This window comes from Bacillus sp. RC240 (genome assembly GCF_044907945.1).
In the GTDB taxonomy this organism is placed as follows: domain Bacteria; phylum Bacillota; class Bacilli; order Bacillales; family Bacillaceae_G; genus Bacillus_A; species Bacillus_A mycoides.
This window is the reverse complement of sequence record NZ_JBIYCT010000001.1, coordinates 799,748-821,267: the sequence shown is the minus strand read 5'-3', so window position 1 is coordinate 821,267 and position 21,520 is coordinate 799,748. Positions and strand designations below refer to the sequence as shown.

Here is a 21,520-nt window from a genome sequence, read left to right as displayed (position 1 = left end):
GGAATACATATGACGAATAAAGAGAACTTAATTGTTTGTCGTTGTGAAGAAGTTACATACGGACAACTTCAATCGACAATTGCTGAATATAAATGCTCGGCAAGAGAATTAAAACTAAGAACACGTGCTGGCATGGGATTTTGTGGTGGTCGCACATGTAGAATGATGATAGATCGAATGATTGAAAGTACAAACCCTGACATAACTCCCAATGAAATTCCATTAAAATATCAGCCACCCGTGCGCGCAGTTACTTTTGGAGCGGTAGGTGAAAATCATGAGTAGAATTACAAATCACCCTATTTTAGGTAGTTTAAATAATAATCAGCACATCACTTTTCAATTTAACGGTCAACAATACGAAGCATATGAACATGAAACGATAGCGGCCGCTTTACTTGCAAACGGAATAAGAACGTTAAGAGTGCATGAAGATAGCGGAACTCCGCGAGGTATTTATTGTAATATCGGGCATTGTTCTGAATGCCGCGTGACTGTAAACAATCAAACGAATGTACGAGCTTGCTTAACTGTAGTTGAAAACGATATGGTTGTTGAAAGCGGAAAACAGCATCCGAACATCGTGAGAGAGATGGTGAAAAAGCGATGATCGATGTAATTATTATTGGCGCAGGACCAGCAGGATTATCAGCGTCTATCTCTTGTGCCCATTTTGGACTTAACGTACTTGTTATTGATGAATTTATGAAGCCGGGCGGGAGATTGTTAGGTCAGTTGCATCAAGAGCCTACTGGGGAATGGTGGAACGGAATAGAAGAATCAAAGCGCCTTCATGAAGAAGCAAAATCCCTTTCAGTCGATATTCGGTGCGGTGTTTCCGTATATAACTTAGATGAAGATGAGGGGTCTTGGTTCGTGCATACAAATATCGGTACGTTAGAAGCACCGTTCGTACTAATTGCTACTGGGGCTGCTGAGTATTCCATTCCCCTTCCTGGCTGGACACTTCCAGGAGTTATGTCAATTGGAGCAGCTCAAGTTATGACAAATGTTCACCGCGTTCAAGTTGGTAAAAAAGGAATCATTATCGGTGCTAATATTTTGTCATTCGCCATTTTAAACGAATTGCAATTAGCTGGAATCACAGTGGATCATATTGTACTCCCTGAAAAAAGCGAATTAAGCCAAAAAGCCGGTGAACCAGAAGAAGTTTTAAACTCACTCTTAAATGCGGCTCACCTCGCCTCATCTCCCTTCCTACGTATAGGTAGCCGTTTTATGAAATATGATTGGATTCGAAAAGTTGGATTAACATTTTATCCAAATAGCGGCATGAAAATAAACGGGACGCCGCTTCATCTTCGTAAAGCTGCACTTGAGATTATCGGAGCGGAACAAGTTGAAGGTGTTCGTGTTGCTAACATTGACTCTAAAGGGAATATTATTAACGGATCAGAAAAGATATATGAGGCAGACTTCGTTTGTATAGCCGGAGGTTTATATCCGCTTGCTGAGCTTGCGGCTGTAGCGGGATGCCCTTTCCATTACATTCCAGAATTAGGCGGACATGTTCCACTTCATTCAGAAGAAATGGAAACCCCTCTTCCAGGTTTATTTGTAGCTGGAAATATTACTGGAATTGAAAGCGGAAAAATCGCGATGGTGCAAGGAACAGTCGCTGGATATTCAATCGTAAAACAAGCTAATAAAACATCTAATTCGATTGAAAAACATTTACAACAAGCAATTCAAAATGTTCACACTGTACGTCAGAAAGCTGCGATTCAGTTTAATCCGATGGTTGGTGTTGGTAGACAAAAGATGAATGAGATTTGGCGTGATTTTCAATCATTTGAAGAAAATCAACAAATGAAAGCGTGAAATACTAGCATATAAAAAAGGCGGTGGATTCATTTCCACCGCCTTTTTTATAATTTTTGTACTACATCTAGTATTTCTGTTACGTCAATTACAGGAACCAAAGGTATTATCTATTTTTCATTCCGACTAAAACTTTCGATATCGACATCCATAAATTTATAAACATTAAAATTCCGCAAATATTAGCGACAATTACATACAATCCTATAAATTGGTTTTCAAAGTGGAACAACGGAGTGTAATAAATGGCCATAATTAAGGATATAACCATTGAAAAAAGAAGCAGTTTTTTCCTAGTTATCACATAAATACAATACAAAAACGTATAATAAGCCCAAAATTGCGCAGCATACCATGCATGAGATAGTCGAATACCTGTTTTCGTGTGCAAAGTTGTTAATACCAGTATGCATATTACAAGTAATACAATTACTGGTGCAAATCTAACAAATTGCAAAAGATTTATTAAAAAGCGTTTTTTTGAACTTAGGTGATTTGCTTCGTATTTAAACATCTGTTTCGTTATATAATGAACAAAAAATATTAATCCTACACTAATAGCTAACATAAAAAATATCATTACTACGCCTTCTTTTCTAATGTATTAATCAACTGTATTTTAAAAATCAATAGGACTTAACCTAATAAAAATTACACCAACTAAAATTTTCATTAAACCATCTACTACAAAAAAGACATCTAGATTTACGTTAGTAATGATTAATCCTATGAATGAATTGATTATCAAAATGATGGATAGAAAAAACATCATTTTTCCATGTACCGGAATAAACATTAAAAAATGAACACCTACAGCTAAAAGAATTAATAGCCAGCAATTTCTATAATCATCACCAACAAAATGAAAAATGAGAAAAACTAAAATAGCCAATATAATCATTGAAAAATTAGCCCACTTCTTTTGTTCCGGTGTTCCAGAACCAACTGCAAATTTTTTCCTAGTTTTAGAGTTCAATTGCCATATCATTCCTAATGTATAAACAATAATAAAAGGCCAAACGTTTGGATAGCCGTTATGTTTTATTAAAAGTAAAAACATTGCTGCTCCAGCAATTATTAGCCAAATCCCATTAATCTTTTGTCTAGGATACTTGTAAGTTTGTGTTTCCATGTTCCGTTCTCCTTTTTCGAACTTTTCTAATCTTCTCGATATACACACTTCTTTTTTACCAGAAGCCTCATGAGCAAATTCAGCTAAATTCACACCATCATTCTTCTACCTCGCTTTGAATAATAAAATATTAGATTTCTGAAATATCATATCAAATATAGTTGTGATTTATTTGTCACAATTCGTCGAATAGATAAATAAAAGTCGTTTTATGTCAAAATTATTATTTATTTGGATAGCCAACTTTGGATTAGATAGATAAAATGATGCAAATACTAAATTGAAGACACATGAAATACTGGATTTTATTCTAAAAGAAGAAACATACTAGCAATATTAATCCAAATAAAAACTGTTAGAGCATACAGCTCTAACAGTTTTATTGTTCATTATTATTAAATTTCGCTAATGCGTAAATACCTTCTTCATCATCTAATTCAAGTTGCAATCTTGCTGCAAATGAATTGACGTTGTATTCTCGATCAAGCAACAAGCGTAGTGCTTCGATTAAGTTTGCTTGAATTAAAATTTGCTGGCGACCATTTACCTCTACTTCTGCAGAGAAACCGTAGTCGTCATCATACATTAGTTCAACTGAAACTTCTTCTGGACCAACTTGTCTTTTTTCAGCGATATATACACAAAGCGCATTTATTAATTCTTGTTCAGAAATTTTTATTGTTTCCATGCTACTTCATCTGCCTTTTTCTTACGTTGATCTTTGAAGTATTTAAATGCACGAACTGCTAACATTACGATACCAGCCATTACTAACATATTTACCATAAACGCTAATACAGAACCAAGTGCTCCCATATTTGCAAATAAGCTACCCATTAGTAAACCACCAAGACCACCTAGTAATAAGCCTTTCATAAAGCCACCTTTATTACTTTTTGGTGCTGTGTTTGTTGCTTTTGTTTTTGAATCAGTTGTCGTTTTTTGTGAATTCACATTAGAATCTTTTTTGTTTAAATCAACTTTTGACTTTTGACCTGAACTTGGTGTATATGATTTTTTACCAGATTTGTAACTTTTCGCTGCCGCATGATCTACGAACATAAAGCTACTAGCCCCAAAGATAACCATGAATGCTGTCATTACTGCTACAAGTTTTTTCAACATATTATATCCATTCTCCTTTTATATAGATATATGTGAAATCTACCTTTCTAGTAAATTCAGAATGATAGATTTGTTTTAAAACCATTTTAAAGGTTCTTATGAACTTATTATATGAACTTTTGTCGAAATATGCAAGCATTATTTACTTACGACAATTTCATGACATAGGAAAAATTAAGCAAAACGGAATTGACTTTAAATGAAACAAAACATATTATAAGTTCATAAGAACTTTTTATAATTTTGGAGGTGAAAAGATGGAAACATTTCATCTCACACGAAACGAAATGGCAACGCTCCTTCTATCACTAAGAGGATGGAATACGAAGAAGCCTCTCGGCATTTTACAAGAAGCTTGGGCAAAGTCACATAAAAAAGATATTGAAAGCGGACAAAGCGTTACTGCTTTTATTACAACCGCACTTTCGCCTATTTTTGAAAAATTGATTAAGATTGACGATACGGATGTCGGTTTTTCTTTAAATGAAATAGTTGCGCTTGGCAATCAGATTGAAAATACGAGCTTCTCTGTAACTGCTATGCAAAACTGGGTGAAACGAGATATAAAAGAAATGATCGGCTCCCCTCAAAAAGGGAAGAAATACTCAATCGAACAAGCAGCATTATTATTCATTGTCGAAGATTTAAAAACAGCGCTTGATTTTGAATCTATTCGCAAACTATTACGACTCATCGTAAATGACCCGGCCGATCGAAGTGATGATTTAATTAACCCTCTTCATTTATATGTAGCTTATTCTTCTTTATTTGAAGAACTGAATCAAGGGAATTGCTTACAACTAAATGCTACAGATACAGTTCATACGATCGAAAATATCGTAAAAGAAAAGGCTGATAAAATAGCAAGTAAGTTCGATCAAATTAATAACGAACAACGCGAAGCAATTCGTAACGCTATTATTATCGCCACACTTTCTGTACATACCGCTTATGTACAAATGCTAGCGAAACGATATGTGACAGCAACGTTATTTTTACAAAATTTAGATGTGAAACCTTAAAAAACAGGAGCAGATTTGCTCCTGTTTTTTTATATCAATATATCTTTTGTACTATTAAGCTCACATGAAATTCGAAATTGCCCTTCATGAACTTTTTCGGAGACTAAAAAGTTTTATGTAGACACCTTTATTCTAACTAATATATGAGAAATTTTTAATAATCTTTTCATTATCTCTTCATGAAAACTGGGCTTATATCCTTTACTATAATACTTATGAGAGACATAAAAGAATTGAAATGGCAATCCACTATATAAATAAGGTATAATCTACATATAGTGAACCTTTTATATTGTTAAATAAAGGGGCTTATATTCAAAATTCATACATTAGAAGGTGCAACAATGTTAAGTAGTTTTATTCATTCAGTATTAACATTTTTTGAGGGATTAGGTTATTGGGGCATAATGCTTGGACTTATGATTGAAATTATTCCAAGTGAGATTGTCCTTGCTTATGCGGGATACTTAGTATTCAATGGTAGTATCTCATTTGTAGGCGCAGTTATATTCGGTACAATTGGTGGTGTTATTGCCCAAATCTTTGTTTACTGGATTGGTCGATATGGTGGTCGCCCTGTATTAGAACGTTACGGTAAGTATATTTTCATACATAAAAAACAAATGGATGCTGCTGAAGATTGGTTTAATCGTTACGGAACTGGCGTAATTTTCACTGCACGTTTCATTCCTATCGTTCGTCATGCGATATCAATTCCTGCTGGTATTACAAAAATGCCATTACTACGTTTCACTACATTAACAGCACTTGCGATCATCCCTTGGTCTATCATTTTCATTTATTTAGGTGAGAAACTAGGTGAAAATTGGGAGAATATTAACGATATTGCTGGACCGTATGTGAAATCGTTCGCTATCGGTGGCGTTGTACTTATACTTTTATATTTCGTTATAAAAAAGTGGACAAAAAAACGTAAAAATCTTGCTTAAGATTATAATAAAAACCGCTATAAATTCATTAAGAATTATAGCGGTTTTTATTATCGGCTTGATCATGTATTAGAAATTGTATTATTTCTTTTTTATGCTTTAAGTCATGCTCGATAAGTGATGAAAAATAATTATTTAACCTCAATTTTTTTGTGCCAAATTGATAGTCATTATTAAAATTCCGAGCAGGAATTCGCTCAATTTGGTCTACTAATTGTTTACGAGTAAAGCTAAATTGATCTATTAGTTCTTCTTTTGAAATACCAGACCTTGCATATTTTATTGCACCCTTATTCATTTCCTCAACATCTGTTGGAACGATAGGTACAGATTTCCCGCTTACAAAATATGAAATTCTATACTTCATTAGAAACGCATCCCAAACAATAAAATGTGAAATTACATCCGCAATTGCCCATGAACCTTTTTTAAATGGTTGAAACCATATATCCTCCGATATTCCATTCAATGTTTGGCACCATTCTATTAGATTTAACTTTTCTTTCAGAATCCTTCCTTTCTCCATAATGCACTCCTCTTCCACACAAATAATTCATTCATATTAATGATTTCTAGACATTTCATTAAAACCCTCCAGTTTAAGATTTACTTGGATAAGTTACAATTCATTTGTAATTTCGTATAGTAACTCAAAAAGGAGTGATCCCCCTATGCATTGGCAGCAAAAAGTACCATACTTAATCGGACGCCCTGTTGGTGTTTCTCTTATTAATGGGCAAGGAACTTCCGGCGTTTTATGCGGCGTTCAAAATAATCAATTATTTGTTTACGAATACCTTTACCAAGCCCAGTTCGCCATGAAACATTATGACTTTAGACAAATTCAAGATATACACGCCTTTCCAAATTGCCCACACCAAAATCCTCTATACTAAAAAACAGGAACGGCTTTATTGCCATTCCTGTTTCTATTGTTTATGCATTATTTTTCAGAGTAAAACTTCTGCACAGCTTCATCAAAATAGATCCAGCCTTTCCAGCCTAAATGAATTGTATCTTTTAAGAAATACTTATCATATTCATGGCTAGAAAAATCGACTACTGGGTATCCTGCTTTCTCGACTTGATCGCGAACCTTATTGTAATACACATCACGACGTTCTTTTGGGAAACCAGCGTAATCATACCACGGTCCGTTTACAGGCACAGAAATAAAGAGTGGTTTTACATTTTTTTCTTTGAAAAGATCTAAAACAATTTGTAAGTCATCATATTCTGGTGAATCATCATACGATTCATTTGCTCTAAAGTTTTTTAAACCTTTTAATTTTTTCTTTAAATTATGTTTATAATAATATGGATTTGCAATTCCGAATGTATTTGTTGTGGATCCTACTTTACCTTCTTGTTCCGCATGTTTACGTGCATCTTCCCAAGAAAGCGAACGTAAACCCATATTTGTTTCCTCTTTCATCGGTTCGATCTTAAATAGAGAGTTAAATAAATCTCGATGATCTAAAATGTTCCGGTACATATACGCTAGCGGTTTAGCTAGTTCAGCTTTTATGTTATGTTTTGTATCGTTATATACAATACTTTCTAGCGAACTACTTAATATCGCATCCTTACGAACAACTTTATAATCTAGTAAACGTTTCGCGATTTTTTTCTTCATTTCAGGCTTTATTTCGTCATTAAAAATAAAGTGATAGGCTTGTTGTTTGGAGAAATTATTTGTAAAATCCCCTTGTGATACACCGGTTTTTGTAAACCATTGTGGTGAAAGAACAAAGACTACCTTTTTACCTTCTAATTCATCCATTGTAGACGTCATATTTAATATATGAGCCAAGCTTTGCGTACCACCAGTCCCTATTAAAAATGGAGTAAAACCTGCTGGATTTACTTTAAAATAGTTAGATGGATGATATGCATCCATTCGTAAAAACTCTGATGAACCATACATCGGTAAATACTGCGAATTCTCTAACATTTTCTGTTGCAAGAAAACACTTTGTAATTTCTCTTTTTGTAAGGAAGTTGCTGCATCTTCTATCTTTTTATCGCTTAATAGTGATACTAAACTCTTAGATGGAATAAGCAATACAATGAAAAAGAGTACACAGGCTAAAATAATTGGACCAAAAGCATGCTTCATCTTCATCGGTTGTTCCTCTTTCTATTACGAATAAATTGTAACCCTTGTTTATGACACGTCATCATTTCTCTCCTTTTTTTCAATACATGCTCCATTCTATTTATCTATTATATACATGTATGTATTTCCTCCCTTGCTCTATTAAGTCCTATACAAATAGCGCAAGAAAATGCTTCCAAAGAAACATGTTAATTATACAAGATTCTACATAAATTTCACACTGGAATTTATGTAATAATTTTATTTTTAAGCGATGAAAAAACTTATAAAATGTCTATAATTCATTTGAAGCTATAAGAAAAAACAGACTATCACATACGTGAAGTCTGTTTCTCCATCACTTTATTTTTGTACATCCGCCCATTTCAAGCTAGTTGCTGGACCAAATTGGTGAACATATAAATCTTTCACGTATGGTTTTTGTAAGTAAGATAATCCGCGCTGGAATACTGGTGCGATTACTGCATCATCAAGGAGCATTTTTTCCGCATCTTGCAATGCCTTCCAACGGGCTTTTTCATCATTACCTAATTCTGTTTTAATCTTTTTAATTAACGCATCATATTCTGGATTTGCATATCCTGTATTATTTACGGTACTTCCCGAAAGGAAAACTTCTAAGTATGTCATTGGATCTGGATAATCAGGTAACCAACGTGATAACGACATTTCATATTCTTTTTTCTTCTCTAACGCTAGTTTTTGAGTATGTGGTTGTAGTTTCACATTTACTTTTAAGCCTGGTAAGTTTTTCTCAAGCTGTTCTTTAATATACTCTCCTACTTTTTTAAAGTTTTCTAAATCATAATTTAATAGTTCTAACGTAACTTCATTTGTACCGGTCTCTTGTTTTGCCTTTTCCCAATATTCCTTCGCTTGTTTTACATCAGTCTTATTAAACTCACCTGCCGTACTTCTAAAATCTTTCTTATCTGGTCCTTTTAAAAATCCTTTTGGTACGTAATAATTCGCAGCAACTGATCCGTCATTTAAAAATGAAGTCGCAAGTCCCTTCTTATCAAAAACTGTACTAAGTGCAAGGCGTGCGTTTTTATTTTTAAGAATCGGTACATTTTCATTGAAACGGAAGAAATACATAACTGGATCTGTATATTGTTTCAGTTCTTTATTATTTTTATATTTATCTACGAATTCTGTAGAAATGACAGCCCTATCTACCTTATCTGTTTCATATAAATTTACCGCAGTTGAAATTTCTTTAACAATTTGGTAGTTTACTTCATCTAATTTCACTTCTTTTTTATCCCAATATTTATCGTTTTTCTTCATTGTAAAGCTCGCTTCGTGCTTCCACTCCGATAATGTAAACGGCCCATTATATATCGCTTTATTTGCCTCTAACCCGTATTTATCACCTTGCTCTTTCGCAAATTTTTCATTAATTGGATAGAAAGACGGTAAAATAAGTAGTTTCGTAAAATACGGTACTGGATGTTCTAACTCAACAACGAACGTTTTATCATCCTTTGCTTTCACACCTAATTCTTCTAAGCCTAATTGTTTCTTATTTATCTTTTCCGCATTCTTCACATCGTACGCGATATATGCATATTGAGAGGCTGTATCTGGATTTATAAGTTGCTTCCAAGCATATACGTAATCTTGAGCTGTTACCGGATCACCATTAGACCATTTCGCATCACGCAAGTGGAATGTATATGTCTTTCCGTCTTTACTCACTTCATATTTTTGTGTCCCAGCCTGAATCACTTCATCATTTTTCGATAAACGGAATAATCCTTCCATAACATTGTTTAAAACATTAAACGATACTGCATCTGTTACTTTTCCAGAATTCAGTGATGGAATTTCACCCGTTTCTAGTAGTTGTAATACTTTTTTCTCATCTTTCGGCTTCGTAGCTGTTTTTTCTTTCGCACAGCCTACTAAAAATGAAGAGACAAGTAAAGTACTAACTAATGAATAGCGAACAACCTTTTTCATATAAAGCCCCCCTATCTTTTTTAAGGTAAATAACGACGAGCACCAGCGTATTCTTCTATATATCCTGGTGTATTTAACGGTATAATTTCTACCGATCTTTCAGCTCTTGGTGAATGAATCATATTCCCATCACCAATATACATGGCAACGTGATGAACACTACCTTTTCCTTGATTATGTGCAAAGAATATTAAATCGCCCTTTTGTAGGTTTTCTTTATCAACCGCAATTCCTGCTTTTGATTGTGGCCCAGAATCCCTCGGTATTGTAATGCCATGTGATTTATAAATCGTATGTGTAAATCCAGAGCAATCAAATCCAAAACCACTTGTACCAGCCCATATATACGGTAATCCTAAAAACATTTTTCCGGTGTTTATTAAGTCATCAGCGGTTGGAGTCGGAATATCATTTTGAGAATGGTAAACAGTCCCATCATTTTTCCGTAGCCACGCCTTCTGACCATTTGGCAACAATACGCGGTATGAGATCGTATCTTCACTTAATAGCGGTAAACGCGTATTATAGCTGACTTCAAGCGATTTATGTTTTTCAGAAGGGTTAATATATACAATTGCTGTCGGTTTCGTTATTAATACGAAAGGTTCGTTTGTTTTATCTACAAATTCTTGATTATACGTTAATTGTTTTTCAGGCATCCACCCTGGATACCCTTCTTCATTTCGCGGCGTTGGCTGTCCGTGCACTAGTACTTTTACCCAATCACCTTTTTTATCAATTACTGTTACTTCTTGACCGAGTAGCGCTTGCGTTTCTAATTTATTTGCACTCGTTAACCAAAGCTTCTCATCTAGCGTCATTGATTTCGTCCACTTCCATAAATCAACTGGATTTGTCGCACTCGGTGCATCAATTGGTCGTAATGAATCTGGTGCAGTCCATAACGTTGCAGCAGATACATCTATAAATGCTTTATTATCCTTCTTCTCTTCAGCATTTGCCGATGTAAACGATGAAAATATAAATAAGGTTGTCAAAAATGCAGTTCCTACTTTTTTCATATATATCCCCCTTAAAAGATAGTTTACTAGGTACTACTTCTAAGATTGTATATTCACTACAGAATGCAGGTTTACCTTTGGACCATTGTAAGTCATTCCTTCTGGGTCTTCCATTAACCATAACGGTGCATCAAGATCAAAGTAATGAATGTTCGGATGTGCCGCAGCTAAATGGGCAACAGCGCTAACTGAAAGTGAAGGTTCCATCATACTTCCAACCATACACTTCACACCTGCTGCTTCCGCAATATCCGCAATTTTCCATGCTTCTCGTATGCCGCCGCATTTCATTAATTTAATATTAAGTAGGTCTGCATATCCTCCTTGGACAATCTTTAATGCATCGCTTGCCGAAAACATACTTTCATCTGCCATAATAGGCGTTTGTACATTGTCCTTCACGTACTTTAATCCTTCCCAATCTTTCGCATGAACTGGTTGTTCTACAAATTCTATATTTAAATTTCTATTCTCCATTTCTCTAATAATAGAAACCGCTTCTTTCGGTTTCCATCCTTGATTTGCATCTAAACGTAACGTCGTATTCTTTGGTACTACATTTCGAATTGCCTCTATGCGTTCTAAATCTAAATGTGCCTCTTTACCCACCTTAATTTTTAATGTTTGGAATCCCTTTTCGATATGCTTTTTCGCTTCTTTTGCCATTAATAAAGGCTCATCCACACTTACTGTAATATCAGTATGAATCTCTTTCTTCCCACCTAACAATGCATATAACGGTATGTTGTGAAATCGACAATATACATCGTATAAAGCCATATCTACCGCCGCTTTCGCACTTGTATTTCCTATACAGCTCATTTGAATGTGTAACAATAACGTTTGAAATTGCAGCACATCTTTATCAACTAATACGGAGCGAATTGGCCCTAATATTGCTTCCTCAATCCCGTTGGCAAAATCACCTGTAATAACCGGTGTTGCTGCAGCAGCTCCTTTTCCAACAATCCCTTCATCTGTATGAATAAACACATCTATACTTTCGATTTCCGTTACAGTGCGAAGCGCAGTTTTAAACGGTGTATGAAGCTTTACATGTCGGCGGTTTACCTTCACATCGGTAATTTTCATTTTGTTCATCCTTTCATTGTTTATAGGGTGATACTTTAATATCCGGTTGGCTTTTCCGTTAATGCGAAACAAAAAAATCCAGCCATAAGAAGATTCTTACGGCTGGATTTTGTCTATGAATGGGTAGACAAAGCAGCGATCTGATTATATTTTTTCTGTGCATCCTTTAGCGCTACAAGTAGCGCCTTTTGAGACGAACCGAAGTACCGATTTTTTATTTCTGTTACTAATGCTGGGTCATTAATATTTTTATGTAGAAACAAATATTTAACAAATTGAGATGTTAATGCAATTGTGGCTGAGCAATCTGCATCTACAATTTCCCCTGTATCCTTCTCAAGTACAAATGCTACAAAATAACTTTTGAACTTTTCGGTAATGGGATTATTTTGAGGTGCTTTCGCATCCCCTACGACGTAAATTGTATTTGAAGCGTACACAGCTATCTTCCTTTCTTATACGAGGATAACGGTTTTCTTAACAGACGTATAAGCTGTTAACTCAACGTTGATTAAAAAATGTATCCGCTTACCTTGTATTATATACAATTGACAGAATTTTAACAATATTTATTTTGACATATATTCCATAATTATGAAAATCTCTTGAAACAATTAAAATTGGCTCAAACTTCTCATTTTTACAATATGTCATTGCTCCTTGTACCATGACATTCACACTACAAACAACTTTTTCCCTCATACATCAAAAAACAGTTAGCTATCGCTAACTGTTCCACCACTTCACTTTGGCAATACGAATATTGTTTCGTTTGACTTAGAAAATTGATACTCTTTTCTAGCAAACTTTAAAATCTCTTCTTCATTACCGGTTAAATTCTCAATGTTAGTCTTTAAAGAACCTTGATCTTTCTTTAAAGAAACTAATTGTTTCTTTTGATTTGTTATAGTATTTTTTTTGCCATTAATTACTTCTTGTTGTTTCGTTAAAATATATTGAACGTACAAAGTAGTCGCAGCAATAAAAATGAACATGAAAATAAAACGCCTTAACTTCTTCTTATTTATAGTTCGCTTGTCGTTAGGCTGTGATAGTTGCTCTGGTATATTAGGAACATTGACTCTTTTGAGTTTCCTCATTTTCAAATCCCCCTAACCCATATTTTCTCACTACCATAGGCACGATCTCTTACTAACTTAAATTCTATTCTTATAAAATAACCTCCTTCACAAAAAAATCTCACAAATTAACCAATTAGAGATAGCGTTCGACGACATCTCTGTATTTAAAATGAGAATTTTTATTTATGCTGCTATAAAATAGTAGTTTATGTTATTCTTTTTCCCCAATTGTAGAAAATATTTTTACACATATAAATTCTAGTTTTGCATACCGATGTTATAACATGCTTACAAGGAGGAAAAATGATGCACTACCGTACATTAGGTAAAACTGGAATTACTGTTTCTGAAATTGGCTTTGGAGCGTGGGCGATTGGCGGCGATGAATGGGGTCCTGTTAACGACACACAATCTATAACCGCTATGAAGAAAGCAATTGAATGCGGCGTAAACTTTATTGATACTGCTGATGTATACGGATTAGGACATAGTGAAAGGTTAGTAACTCAAGCGATAAGAGAGCACCGTAATAATATCGTTTTATCAACGAAAGGCGGTTTAATTGGGCATCACTATGATCCAAGTGGAGAGCCTGTTTATAATACTGCCGAAAAAGTGATCGCAGTATTTGAAACTAGCTTACTACGCCTAGAAACAGATTATATTGATGTTTATTTCTGTCACATTTGGTGGGATAAACAAGAAGAAACAGAAGCATTTTTACGAGCATTTGAAATATTAAAACGGGACGGAAAAGTAAGAGCTGTTGGTGTTTCAACTCACGACATACAATATATAAAACACTTCAATAAAAACGATGAAATTGATGTTGTGCAACTTGATTACAACATATTAAACCGAAAACCAGAAAACGACATACTGCCCTACCTACAAGAGAACAATTTAGGAGCTGTTATACGCGGCCCTTTAAAAATGGGGATATTAACCGGAAAATTTACAAATAAAACAACTTTTCCTGACGGAGATTTACGCAAAGAATGGCCAAAAGAAAAGTGGTTTCAAGAAGATTTACAAAAAGTAGAGAAACTACGATTACTCTCAAATGAAAATCAAACATTAGGACAACTTGCACTTCGCTACGTCCTCTCTCATCCAGCAGTATCGGTCGCAATTCCTGGCGCAAAAACAAAAAAACAAGCGAAAGAAAATGCAGATGCAACTACCCGTCCGATACTTACGGATGAGGAATTAGCTTATATTCAGTCAATATAAAACAAGACCAGCAGTTGGATATTTCAACTGCTGGTCTTGTTTTACTTTCAATATTTTAAATCAATATCATATTCCATTCTCTTCGCTGTTTCTTCAGCAACCCCAGTACCCAACAAATTTTTCACAATATGAAATGACATGTTAATTCCAGCTGAAATTCCTCCAGACGTAATAATATGTCCCTCATCGACAAATTTTACATTCTCTAAAACTTCCACATTCAGAAAATCATTTCTAAAATTTTTAACACTAGCCCAATGTGTTGTCGCTTTGAGCCCATCGAGTAATCCAGCTTTCGCAAGTAAAAACGCACCGGTACAAACAGAAGTCATTAACTTCACTTCTTTCATTTGCTGACGGATCCAATTTATTATTATTTCATTTTTCATTTCGTTTTCTCTAGCACCTAAGCCACCAGGAATTATTAAAATATCAACTGGAGGTAAGTCTTCGATACTATAATCTGGTTGTACCTTTAATCCATTTCTTGCTGTAATCATTTCTCCATCTTGACTAACAGTATGAACTGTAAATGGTTGACCTTCACTTGTTGCTGTAACGGAAAAAACTTCAAATGGGCCGGCAAAATCTAACACTTCCACTTCATTAAAAAGAAAAACCCCTACTTTCCAGCGGCTAATCATAAGCTCACTTCCTCTTGCAAATGATGTAAAAGATGCTCATGCCCTTTCTCTACAGCGATATCAAATGCAGTTTTCCCATCATTTTTCTTAGTCGTTTTATTGGCTCCATGTTCAAGAAGCAATGTAATTATATCTTCATTTCCTAATAATGCAGCTTCATGAAGTCCTGTCCAGCCACCACTTTGCACTGCATTCACATCTGATCCCTTTTCAATTAAGAAAGATACAAGTTCGATTTGTTTGTTTGCAATTGCCGCTTGAAGTGGCGTATTTTCATTTTCGTTTTTCGCTCTAATATGTATATTTGTTCCATGTTCTAAAAGGAAACTTGCTATTTCTTTCTGCCCAAAATAAGCTGCTAAATGAAGCGGTGTCCATCCATCTTCACTAAATGAGTTAACAAAACTTGGATCCGTATTAATGATTTCTACTACCTTTTCTTTTTCCCCGCTTATGACTGCTTGTGATATTGATATGATTTGTTCCATAATGAACCTCCATGTATAGAAATATTAAGTACCCCTTAATAAATTCCATTAATAATCACATGTTCCTTTCTAAATAATTAAGTTTACATAATAATATTATTTTTATAATTCGCTATCCTAATAAAAAAACAACCGACTCTAATGAGTAGATTGTTTTTGAGTTTCATTTTTATAATTGTTTTTAAAAAATATCATTTTCACTTACAACTAACAAACATTATTAAAAATGAAATGAAATTATATATTTAGCAGCCATGAACTCTTTACATATCAAAACCGGCTATTTACTTAAATTAATAGTTTTTTATCATTTGAAAATAAAAATGGAATTTATCCTTACATTTGAAAAATACGTATATAGCAAGAATCTATAGCAGTACTCTTATCATACTAATCTATAACAATTCTGCCTTCTTCCCTTACCTGTATCCTTTAAAACATAAGACTTTAAAACGAGTGCTGTTAGTGAATCTGTTAATGTTTTATATGATAAATTTGAAAGAGCTAATAGATCGTTCGTATATAACATTCTATGCTTCTCTAATAATAATAGTACTAATCGTTCTGACGGTTTTAATGTTTCATCACTTTCTAGTATAAAATCTATATTTTTCATATTCATACTTCTTACTCCTTATATAAAAAAATGATTTTAGTAGTTATTTAATATAAAAATACTACATAACAAATTTGAAGATATATCGAAATAACATAACGCCCAAACACTTTTATACTATAACATAAAAAAGACATTTCCCCAAATTGAAAATGCCTTTTTATATCTACTTCTCTTTTTTATATAATTGATATGATTGTTCTAGCCCTTTATTATATTTCGTATTATTATCTGTCCATTCTCCCCCTAAGTTTCCTGGCCACCCTGATGTATTAGCAACATATTTAAGCAACTCCCAATCCTGCAATCCTTTTTTCACACCACGTTCATACGATTTGACCATACTTGAAATTGCTATCGTTGTATTTATACGCGAATCCACTAAACTCTCTTCCGATAATTGCGCTGGTGCTAATCCACCACGATGTAATTGGAATAATCCAAAAGATGTTCCGTTATCTCCTATTGCTTTTTGGTTAAATTTTGTTTCATGATCCGCAATTGATAATGGTATCCAATCTGGAATATCATACCTCTTTGCAACTTCACTAATTACTTGTTTATTATTTTTAATCTCTTTCTGCTTTTCATAGTTAATATAAATTACATAACTTAAAGTAACTAACGTAAATAATATGAATATATATTGTAGTGCCTTTTTCATCATTTCATCTCCTGCTTTGTATATGTTTCACTTTCTATATACACTATAAGACTTTTATGTGACATTCATTTGACAAAATGATATTAATTATACATAAGTTGTTACAGTTTCAACTATCAATCTAAAAACTACAATTCTTCTAAAAGACTTCTTCAACACATAAAAACAATCAGCCTTTCATGTATAGTACATGAAAGGCTGATTGTTTTTCACTACACTTTTTTATGTATACAGTATATCCCTGCTATAATAAAACAAATTGAAATTACCGATAAAATTGTACCCTGGATTTCATAAAATGCAGTAAAGAATTTCCCGCTTCCTCTATCCCAAATTTCTAATGAACCCGAGTAAATTGCGGAAGTTATATATGTAAGGCCGAATAGGAGAACACCCGAAAAAACATAGGTTACTCAAATATTTTTCATTATTAGCTCACCTCCATTAATTTGATTTGTGAATAAAACAAAAAAGACCTTTATACGTTAAAGATCTTTTTCATCTTATTTTTGTTAGAAAAAACGCCAGAACCTAAAACAAAAACTCACTTTATTATACGTATCTCCATATAAAAATTAAAGACTATAAGGCTACCAGCATCTTCTCGATTAACATTTTTTACATTAAATGTTTCTTGCAATATGCGGTTTACTATAATGGCTTGTTCCACCACCGCCTACTATTACTTTACCGCCTTTTTCGAAGATTAATAATTTACTTGAACCATCTGAAAGTAAAACTATTACTTCAGCATGATCACTTGTCGCTACATAGATTACATAACCACTTTTTGAAATACAAGTTTCCCAATGCTTATCAAATTCTGATCTTACAACTCGATTAGAATACACTTGATTTTCAATTCTTCCTGGCTGTTCATTTTCCAATTTTTTCTTACCTCCTTCCAAATTTGTCATTTATATACAAATGACGGTTTCTCAATAAATTAGTGACCGTCCTTAATATAAATAGTATATGTAGTTAGTAGGAGAATGCTTGGACTATGAAAACGTAACAGCATTTAAGTATTTTACAATCGGAATTTTTCCTTAATCATTACAGCTACTTCTTTAGCACTCAAATGAGTATTATTAATTTTTATGTACTCTTTTTTTTCAATTTCATCATGAAATGAATTTAATCTATGTTTTTTCATCGTTTCTTTTAAATTTTTTTCAGACCATTCAATGTCTCTTTTTTTCGGTTTATGCTCTAGTCTATGTGGACTTTTATTTCGCTCTAATCTTTCATCTAATTCTGCCTCGAGCTCTACAAAATATACTGCTGCGCCTTTTGATTCAAAAATACTTACTACATGGTTTATGTACTCCCAATCTGATTGAAGGTCAAATGCCCATACATATGTAAAAATCATTCCGTATAAATCACTTTTAGACACTTCTTCAAATATTTCATTACGAAACAAACTTACTAATCTTTTTGCTTCCTTTGTACTGTAATCAAAAAATGGACTTACTAAATCAATGGTCATGTGATTATGAAAAATTTTCAAATCTGTTAATTTCACTAATTCTTGTCCGACTGTCATTTTCCCGACTGCTTGCGGGCCAAATATTAAGATGAATTTCCTTTATTTTCCTCCGATCTTTCTCTATAAACAATGAAATAAAACATATCCTAAAATTGAAAATAAGGCAGTCGATGTTGTGTCGATTGCCTTATTTTCATGAATAGTTCCTATATTATTCCTTTCGTACAGCTTCAAAAGTAATAATTTGTTCTGCATTTGACGGTTGCTTTTCATAAACATAGTCAGCAGAGCAAGTAATGTCAGTGAAACCTATACTTTCTAAAAGGAGTTTAAACTCTTCTATTCCATACCACCGCATTGCAAAACGTTGTAGTTCAGTTTGTACTAACTGTCCTTTACTCCATTTTTCATATTTTAAATATGATACAGTTACTTGGTTAAGCCAATCTATTTCAATTGATTTATTTTCTAATGTAATTCCGTCCCCGCTTGGTAGAGAAAAAGTCGATGTATGAATCTCACCCGTCTTCCAGTCATATGGAAGCGCAAGATCTACAATTAAACGCCCACCTGGATTAAGATGTTCATAAAAACATTTCAAAGCGTTTATAGAATCATCACGATTTTCAATTAAACAAAAGGATCCGGTAGGAATTATTATCGCCTCATATTTATATGGTAATGAAAATTGTTGTAAGCTTCCTTGGTATAAATTAGGGTTTAAGCCTCTCTCTTTACAACGCTTACGGCAAGAATCTAGCATTTCAGGTGAATAATCTATCCCATCAACTTTAAATCCAACTTCAAGAAATGGAATAATGACACGTCCCGACCCTACTGCTGCTTCGAGAATTCTTCCTTTACAACTCTTTAAACGATTTTGATAATATTCAATATCACCATTCAAAGAGTAACCGACAGGTTTTGTGAAATCATATAATTCCGTACAAAGTGTACTATAATAACTAAACATTTATTTTCTCCTCCGTTTTATGTGTACGGAAGATTCTAATTTACTTAATCTTTCCGTACCTCAAATTTTAATGAGAATTCGAAAGAGCTGACTGTCATAATATATCACTCGCTTTCCATGTAATATATTTACATTGTATAATATTTCCTCGCGATTGAACATATAAAAGTTGAAAATTCTGATTATAAATGAAGAGCTTACTATAGTAAGCTCTTCATCAAAAACTATTTATTTCACAATCGGCAATGTCACTTCACTCAATTTCACAGTTAGCTTCGTTCCTGCTTTCGGTCTAATTGTATAATCGTAATCACTTGCGATTAAAACGACTCCCATTTGATGCCCTGCTTTAAATACGTAATCATCTGGCTGCATGTCCCATGTAAATGTGTAATCTTTACCAGGTTGAATCGCTGTTGAATTTTCTATACTATTTAAGTTTTGCGGATCCATCCAACCTCTCGTTACAATTTCAGGCCTCGCTCCGCCATAATCAACGAGTAAAGCTGTTAAATTTGAAACAGATCGATCAATATTTCCTGTTATTGAAATTTTAGGCGTACCACTTATTCGCATATCTTTTTGCAGTACAGGCATTGTATATACTAATCGATTCGCTATTTCTAACTCAGGGTTTTCTACTAGTTGATTTGACTTTATTTTAGCATCATCTACTAATGAGAAAACATTGTTTACTGATCCCATACTTAATGGTAGATTGACTGCTTTATTACTTAAATACATACGGACTTTTGATGGTACAGCTGCTGGATCTGGCCAATTTTTTATTTTTTGCCACGATTTATTTTCACGTTGTACATCTACCATCGGTTCATCCATAATTCCATTTTCAATTCCATATAACCAATAATCGAACCATTTATTTTGGGCTTGTTGCCAGTTATTACTTGATGTTCCGCCATGTCCACCTTGATGTAACCACATTTTACGAGGAACATTATTTTTGCCAAGAGCTTCCCACCACTGTGCGAACTGCTTCGTTTTTACATTCCAATCATTTAAACCGTGAACAACAAACACACTAGCCTTCACATTCTTAACATCTTTTACATAGTTACGTTTATCCCAAAAATCGTTATAATCGCCTGTTTTACGATCTTGTCCAGCTGTTAGTTCTTTAATAATTTGCCCGCAAACTTCAGGGTTTTTTCTTGTTAGTACTGCTTCTGCCATATTATCTGTATCTTCTCCTTGATAACCACCCGGCGCAATAACCGCCCCATTTGCACGATAATAATCATACCAGCTACTAATCGCTGCGATTGGAATAATTGTTTTTAACCCTTCCACTCCTGTCGTTGCGACAGCATTCGGTAACGTACCATTATAAGAAACTCCTGTCATTCCTACATTTCCCGAAGACCAACTTGCGTTTACTTCCTTACCATCCTCTGTATATGCTTTCGCACGTCCATTTACCCAATCAATGACAGACTTAGTCCCTAATATTTCTTGCTCATCTCCAGTGGTCGGACATCCATCTGATTTCCCAGTTCCGATACTTTCACCTAAAATGACTGCATATCCTCTTGGAACGTAATAATTTCCGTATGAACCAAGATTAACAGCTCCATACGGTTTTCCTCCATATGCATTCAATTCTTCATCAACATTATAAACAGGAACATCTTTCAATCCAGATCGATATGGACTCATTTCATAAATAACAGGGACTTTCACATCTGGATTTGTCTTTGGACGCATAACCTTTACTGATACACGATCTTTTTTACCATCTCGATCACTATCAACTTCTGTCTCTACAAATAAATTTTCTACGATGGCCTCATCAAGAGAATAGATTGGTTTTGTCACCCCATTTTCCAATTGAATTTTTGTGTTTGGAGTTAAAGCTTCTGAAACTTGACCATTTAACTTAATATCGCTCCCTTTTACAGAGCTCCCTTCCTTATTTTCTGCATGTGCAGTCATACTAGAAACTCCTGAAGTAATTGTTAAAGATAATATAGCTGAAAGTGTTATTGCTAATTTCTTTTTCCTCATGCCCTTCCCTCCCCATATATTCCTTCTTTTACTA

At 34.0% G+C, this 21,520-nt stretch carries 26 protein-coding genes and 2 pseudogenes; 7 read left to right on the top strand and 21 right to left on the bottom strand.

From position 1 onward, the window contains the following. Positions 1-9: 9 nt before the first annotated feature. From ABH955_RS04305 to ABH955_RS04295, 3 genes are read left to right on the top strand one after another with little or no spacing between them, the layout of a single operon-like run. The gene (locus ABH955_RS04305; protein ID WP_131247506.1) at positions 10-285 is read left to right on the top strand and encodes a (2Fe-2S)-binding protein; all 276 of its coding nucleotides are present in this window, start codon (positions 10-12) and stop codon (positions 283-285) included. After that, on the top strand, positions 278-610 hold the full coding sequence (locus tag ABH955_RS04300; protein WP_215576385.1) for a (2Fe-2S)-binding protein: 333 nt from the start codon (positions 278-280) through the stop codon (positions 608-610). Before ABH955_RS04305 ends, ABH955_RS04300 begins: the two co-directional genes overlap by 8 nt. Beyond that, complete coding sequence (locus ABH955_RS04295) at positions 607-1,842, top strand: NAD(P)/FAD-dependent oxidoreductase (RefSeq protein WP_404490911.1); 1,236 nt, start codon at positions 607-609, stop codon at positions 1,840-1,842. Before ABH955_RS04300 ends, ABH955_RS04295 begins: the two co-directional genes overlap by 4 nt. A 106-nt stretch (positions 1,843-1,948) precedes the next feature. Here ABH955_RS04295 and ABH955_RS04290 read toward each other — a convergent pair whose 3' ends face one another. From ABH955_RS04290 to ABH955_RS04275, 4 genes are all read right to left on the bottom strand, one after another. Then, positions 1,949-2,422 carry a hypothetical protein gene (locus ABH955_RS04290; protein WP_404490910.1) on the bottom strand — a complete coding sequence of 158 codons (474 nt, stop codon included), beginning with the start codon at positions 2,420-2,422 and terminating at the stop codon, positions 1,949-1,951. 39 nt (positions 2,423-2,461) lie between these two features. Continuing rightward, on the bottom strand, positions 2,462-2,974 hold the full coding sequence (locus ABH955_RS04285; RefSeq protein ID WP_215585112.1) for a DUF6609 family protein: 513 nt from the start codon (positions 2,972-2,974) through the stop codon (positions 2,462-2,464). A 379-nt stretch (positions 2,975-3,353) separates the two neighbouring features. Then, positions 3,354-3,662 (bottom strand): YxcD family protein, encoded by a 309-nt coding sequence (locus ABH955_RS04280; RefSeq protein ID WP_000447767.1) that lies wholly within the window; start codon positions 3,660-3,662, stop codon positions 3,354-3,356. Then, entirely contained in the window at positions 3,650-4,099 is a 450-nt protein-coding gene (locus tag ABH955_RS04275; RefSeq protein ID WP_002032604.1) for a hypothetical protein, read from the bottom strand. The genes ABH955_RS04280 and ABH955_RS04275 overlap by 13 nt, the downstream gene beginning before the upstream one ends. Positions 4,100-4,356: 257 nt before the next feature. On the opposite strand from ABH955_RS04275, the gene ABH955_RS04270 reads away from it, so the two are divergent. Together ABH955_RS04270 and uptA are read left to right on the top strand one after the other, a co-directional pair. After that, positions 4,357-5,121, top strand: a complete 765-nt coding sequence (locus ABH955_RS04270) for a DUF1836 domain-containing protein (RefSeq protein WP_002085036.1) — start codon at positions 4,357-4,359, stop codon at positions 5,119-5,121. 344 nt (positions 5,122-5,465) lie between these two features. After that, on the top strand, positions 5,466-6,071 hold the full coding sequence (gene uptA, locus ABH955_RS04265; RefSeq protein ID WP_002032601.1) for an undecaprenyl phosphate transporter UptA: 606 nt from the start codon (positions 5,466-5,468) through the stop codon (positions 6,069-6,071). Positions 6,072-6,099: 28 nt separating this feature from the next. On the opposite strand, the gene ABH955_RS04260 is transcribed toward uptA, so the two are convergent. Further along, positions 6,100-6,597 (bottom strand): DinB family protein, encoded by a 498-nt coding sequence (locus tag ABH955_RS04260; RefSeq protein WP_404490909.1) that lies wholly within the window; start codon positions 6,595-6,597, stop codon positions 6,100-6,102. 145 nt (positions 6,598-6,742) lie between these two features. Between ABH955_RS04260 and ABH955_RS04255 the strand changes: the two genes are divergently transcribed. Continuing rightward, a complete protein-coding gene (locus ABH955_RS04255) occupies positions 6,743-6,967 on the top strand; it encodes a hypothetical protein (RefSeq protein ID WP_002032598.1) in 225 nt (74 codons plus the stop codon). Positions 6,968-7,014: 47 nt separating this feature from the next. Here the strand turns inward: ABH955_RS04255 and dltD are convergent, their stop codons facing one another. The 7 genes and pseudogenes from dltD to ABH955_RS04220 all read right to left on the bottom strand — a co-directional run bounded on the left by dltD (position 7,015) and on the right by ABH955_RS04220 (position 13,369). Beyond that, positions 7,015-8,196 (bottom strand): D-alanyl-lipoteichoic acid biosynthesis protein DltD, encoded by a 1,182-nt coding sequence (gene dltD, locus ABH955_RS04250; RefSeq protein WP_404490908.1) that lies wholly within the window; start codon positions 8,194-8,196, stop codon positions 7,015-7,017. Between the two features lie 336 nt (positions 8,197-8,532). Next, entirely contained in the window at positions 8,533-10,155 is a 1,623-nt protein-coding gene (locus tag ABH955_RS04245) for a peptide ABC transporter substrate-binding protein (protein ID WP_002147300.1), read from the bottom strand. A 20-nt stretch (positions 10,156-10,175) separates the two neighbouring features. Beyond that, complete coding sequence (locus ABH955_RS04240; protein ID WP_404490907.1) at positions 10,176-11,177, bottom strand: C40 family peptidase; 1,002 nt, start codon at positions 11,175-11,177, stop codon at positions 10,176-10,178. Positions 11,178-11,216: 39 nt separating this feature from the next. Then, positions 11,217-12,278, bottom strand: coding sequence for a dipeptide epimerase (locus ABH955_RS04235; protein WP_404490906.1), 1,062 nt, complete (start codon positions 12,276-12,278; stop codon positions 11,217-11,219). Between the two features lie 104 nt (positions 12,279-12,382). Beyond that, positions 12,383-12,709: a DUF3870 domain-containing protein gene (locus ABH955_RS04230; RefSeq protein ID WP_002012954.1), complete on the bottom strand. Its 327-nt coding sequence runs from the start codon at positions 12,707-12,709 to the stop codon at positions 12,383-12,385. A gap of 88 nt (positions 12,710-12,797) precedes the next feature. Continuing rightward, positions 12,798-13,074: pseudogene (locus ABH955_RS04225) on the bottom strand (hypothetical protein). Beyond that, positions 13,013-13,369, bottom strand: a complete 357-nt coding sequence (locus ABH955_RS04220) for an FtsB family cell division protein (protein ID WP_404448713.1) — start codon at positions 13,367-13,369, stop codon at positions 13,013-13,015. The pseudogene ABH955_RS04225 and the gene ABH955_RS04220 overlap by 62 nt, the downstream one beginning before the upstream one ends. Before the next feature lie 288 nt (positions 13,370-13,657). Here ABH955_RS04220 and ABH955_RS04215 point away from each other — a divergent pair, with 288 nt between their 5' ends. Further along, positions 13,658-14,584, top strand: coding sequence for an aldo/keto reductase (locus tag ABH955_RS04215; RefSeq protein ID WP_404453550.1), 927 nt, complete (start codon positions 13,658-13,660; stop codon positions 14,582-14,584). A gap of 47 nt (positions 14,585-14,631) precedes the next feature. Here ABH955_RS04215 and ABH955_RS04210 read toward each other — a convergent pair whose 3' ends face one another. From ABH955_RS04210 to ABH955_RS04170, 9 genes and pseudogenes are all read right to left on the bottom strand, one after another. Next, complete coding sequence (locus tag ABH955_RS04210) at positions 14,632-15,228, bottom strand: DJ-1/PfpI family protein (protein ID WP_404448709.1); 597 nt, start codon at positions 15,226-15,228, stop codon at positions 14,632-14,634. Beyond that, positions 15,225-15,716, bottom strand: coding sequence for an ankyrin repeat domain-containing protein (locus tag ABH955_RS04205; protein WP_404490905.1), 492 nt, complete (start codon positions 15,714-15,716; stop codon positions 15,225-15,227). Before ABH955_RS04205 ends, ABH955_RS04210 begins: the two co-directional genes overlap by 4 nt. 385 nt (positions 15,717-16,101) lie before the next feature. Further along, positions 16,102-16,332, bottom strand: coding sequence for a hypothetical protein (locus ABH955_RS04200; protein ID WP_000789035.1), 231 nt, complete (start codon positions 16,330-16,332; stop codon positions 16,102-16,104). 166 nt (positions 16,333-16,498) lie between these two features. After that, positions 16,499-16,999, bottom strand: a complete 501-nt coding sequence (locus tag ABH955_RS04195) for a lysozyme family protein (RefSeq protein ID WP_404448705.1) — start codon at positions 16,997-16,999, stop codon at positions 16,499-16,501. A 209-nt stretch (positions 17,000-17,208) separates the two neighbouring features. Continuing rightward, a pseudogene (locus tag ABH955_RS04190) lies at positions 17,209-17,424 on the bottom strand (hypothetical protein). A gap of 195 nt (positions 17,425-17,619) precedes the next feature. Beyond that, positions 17,620-17,883, bottom strand: coding sequence for a hypothetical protein (locus ABH955_RS04185; RefSeq protein WP_002136786.1), 264 nt, complete (start codon positions 17,881-17,883; stop codon positions 17,620-17,622). Positions 17,884-18,026: 143 nt separating this feature from the next. Then, positions 18,027-18,545, bottom strand: coding sequence for a shikimate kinase (locus tag ABH955_RS04180; RefSeq protein ID WP_404490904.1), 519 nt, complete (start codon positions 18,543-18,545; stop codon positions 18,027-18,029). 154 nt (positions 18,546-18,699) lie between these two features. Further along, the gene (locus tag ABH955_RS04175) at positions 18,700-19,461 is read right to left on the bottom strand and encodes a class I SAM-dependent methyltransferase (protein ID WP_404453544.1); all 762 of its coding nucleotides are present in this window, start codon (positions 19,459-19,461) and stop codon (positions 18,700-18,702) included. Between the two features lie 228 nt (positions 19,462-19,689). Continuing rightward, positions 19,690-21,486, bottom strand: a complete 1,797-nt coding sequence (locus ABH955_RS04170; RefSeq protein ID WP_404453541.1) for a Xaa-Pro dipeptidyl-peptidase — start codon at positions 21,484-21,486, stop codon at positions 19,690-19,692. Positions 21,487-21,520: the final 34 nt, after the last annotated feature.

Coding starts and splice junctions, on each gene's coding strand:
- ABH955_RS04305 (WP_131247506.1), top strand. CDS start 10: ATGACGAATAAAGAGAACTTAATTGTTTGTCGTTGTGAAGAAGTTACA.
- ABH955_RS04300 (WP_215576385.1), top strand. CDS start 278: ATGAGTAGAATTACAAATCACCCTATTTTAGGTAGTTTAAATAATAAT.
- ABH955_RS04295 (WP_404490911.1), top strand. CDS start 607: ATGATCGATGTAATTATTATTGGCGCAGGACCAGCAGGATTATCAGCG.
- ABH955_RS04290 (WP_404490910.1), bottom strand. CDS start 2,422: ATGATATTTTTTATGTTAGCTATTAGTGTAGGATTAATATTTTTTGTT.
- ABH955_RS04285 (WP_215585112.1), bottom strand. CDS start 2,974: ATGGAAACACAAACTTACAAGTATCCTAGACAAAAGATTAATGGGATT.
- ABH955_RS04280 (WP_000447767.1), bottom strand. CDS start 3,662: ATGGAAACAATAAAAATTTCTGAACAAGAATTAATAAATGCGCTTTGT.
- ABH955_RS04275 (WP_002032604.1), bottom strand. CDS start 4,099: ATGTTGAAAAAACTTGTAGCAGTAATGACAGCATTCATGGTTATCTTT.
- ABH955_RS04270 (WP_002085036.1), top strand. CDS start 4,357: ATGGAAACATTTCATCTCACACGAAACGAAATGGCAACGCTCCTTCTA.
- uptA (WP_002032601.1), top strand. CDS start 5,466: ATGTTAAGTAGTTTTATTCATTCAGTATTAACATTTTTTGAGGGATTA.
- ABH955_RS04260 (WP_404490909.1), bottom strand. CDS start 6,597: ATGGAGAAAGGAAGGATTCTGAAAGAAAAGTTAAATCTAATAGAATGG.
- ABH955_RS04255 (WP_002032598.1), top strand. CDS start 6,743: ATGCATTGGCAGCAAAAAGTACCATACTTAATCGGACGCCCTGTTGGT.
- dltD (WP_404490908.1), bottom strand. CDS start 8,196: ATGAAGATGAAGCATGCTTTTGGTCCAATTATTTTAGCCTGTGTACTC.
- ABH955_RS04245 (WP_002147300.1), bottom strand. CDS start 10,155: ATGAAAAAGGTTGTTCGCTATTCATTAGTTAGTACTTTACTTGTCTCT.
- ABH955_RS04240 (WP_404490907.1), bottom strand. CDS start 11,177: ATGAAAAAAGTAGGAACTGCATTTTTGACAACCTTATTTATATTTTCA.
- ABH955_RS04235 (WP_404490906.1), bottom strand. CDS start 12,278: ATGAACAAAATGAAAATTACCGATGTGAAGGTAAACCGCCGACATGTA.
- ABH955_RS04220 (WP_404448713.1), bottom strand. CDS start 13,369: ATGAGGAAACTCAAAAGAGTCAATGTTCCTAATATACCAGAGCAACTA.
- ABH955_RS04215 (WP_404453550.1), top strand. CDS start 13,658: ATGCACTACCGTACATTAGGTAAAACTGGAATTACTGTTTCTGAAATT.
- ABH955_RS04210 (WP_404448709.1), bottom strand. CDS start 15,228: ATGATTAGCCGCTGGAAAGTAGGGGTTTTTCTTTTTAATGAAGTGGAA.
- ABH955_RS04205 (WP_404490905.1), bottom strand. CDS start 15,716: ATGGAACAAATCATATCAATATCACAAGCAGTCATAAGCGGGGAAAAA.
- ABH955_RS04200 (WP_000789035.1), bottom strand. CDS start 16,332: ATGAAAAATATAGATTTTATACTAGAAAGTGATGAAACATTAAAACCG.
- ABH955_RS04195 (WP_404448705.1), bottom strand. CDS start 16,999: ATGATGAAAAAGGCACTACAATATATATTCATATTATTTACGTTAGTT.
- ABH955_RS04180 (WP_404490904.1), bottom strand. CDS start 18,545: ATGACAGTCGGACAAGAATTAGTGAAATTAACAGATTTGAAAATTTTT.
- ABH955_RS04175 (WP_404453544.1), bottom strand. CDS start 19,461: ATGTTTAGTTATTATAGTACACTTTGTACGGAATTATATGATTTCACA.
- ABH955_RS04170 (WP_404453541.1), bottom strand. CDS start 21,486: ATGAGGAAAAAGAAATTAGCAATAACACTTTCAGCTATATTATCTTTA.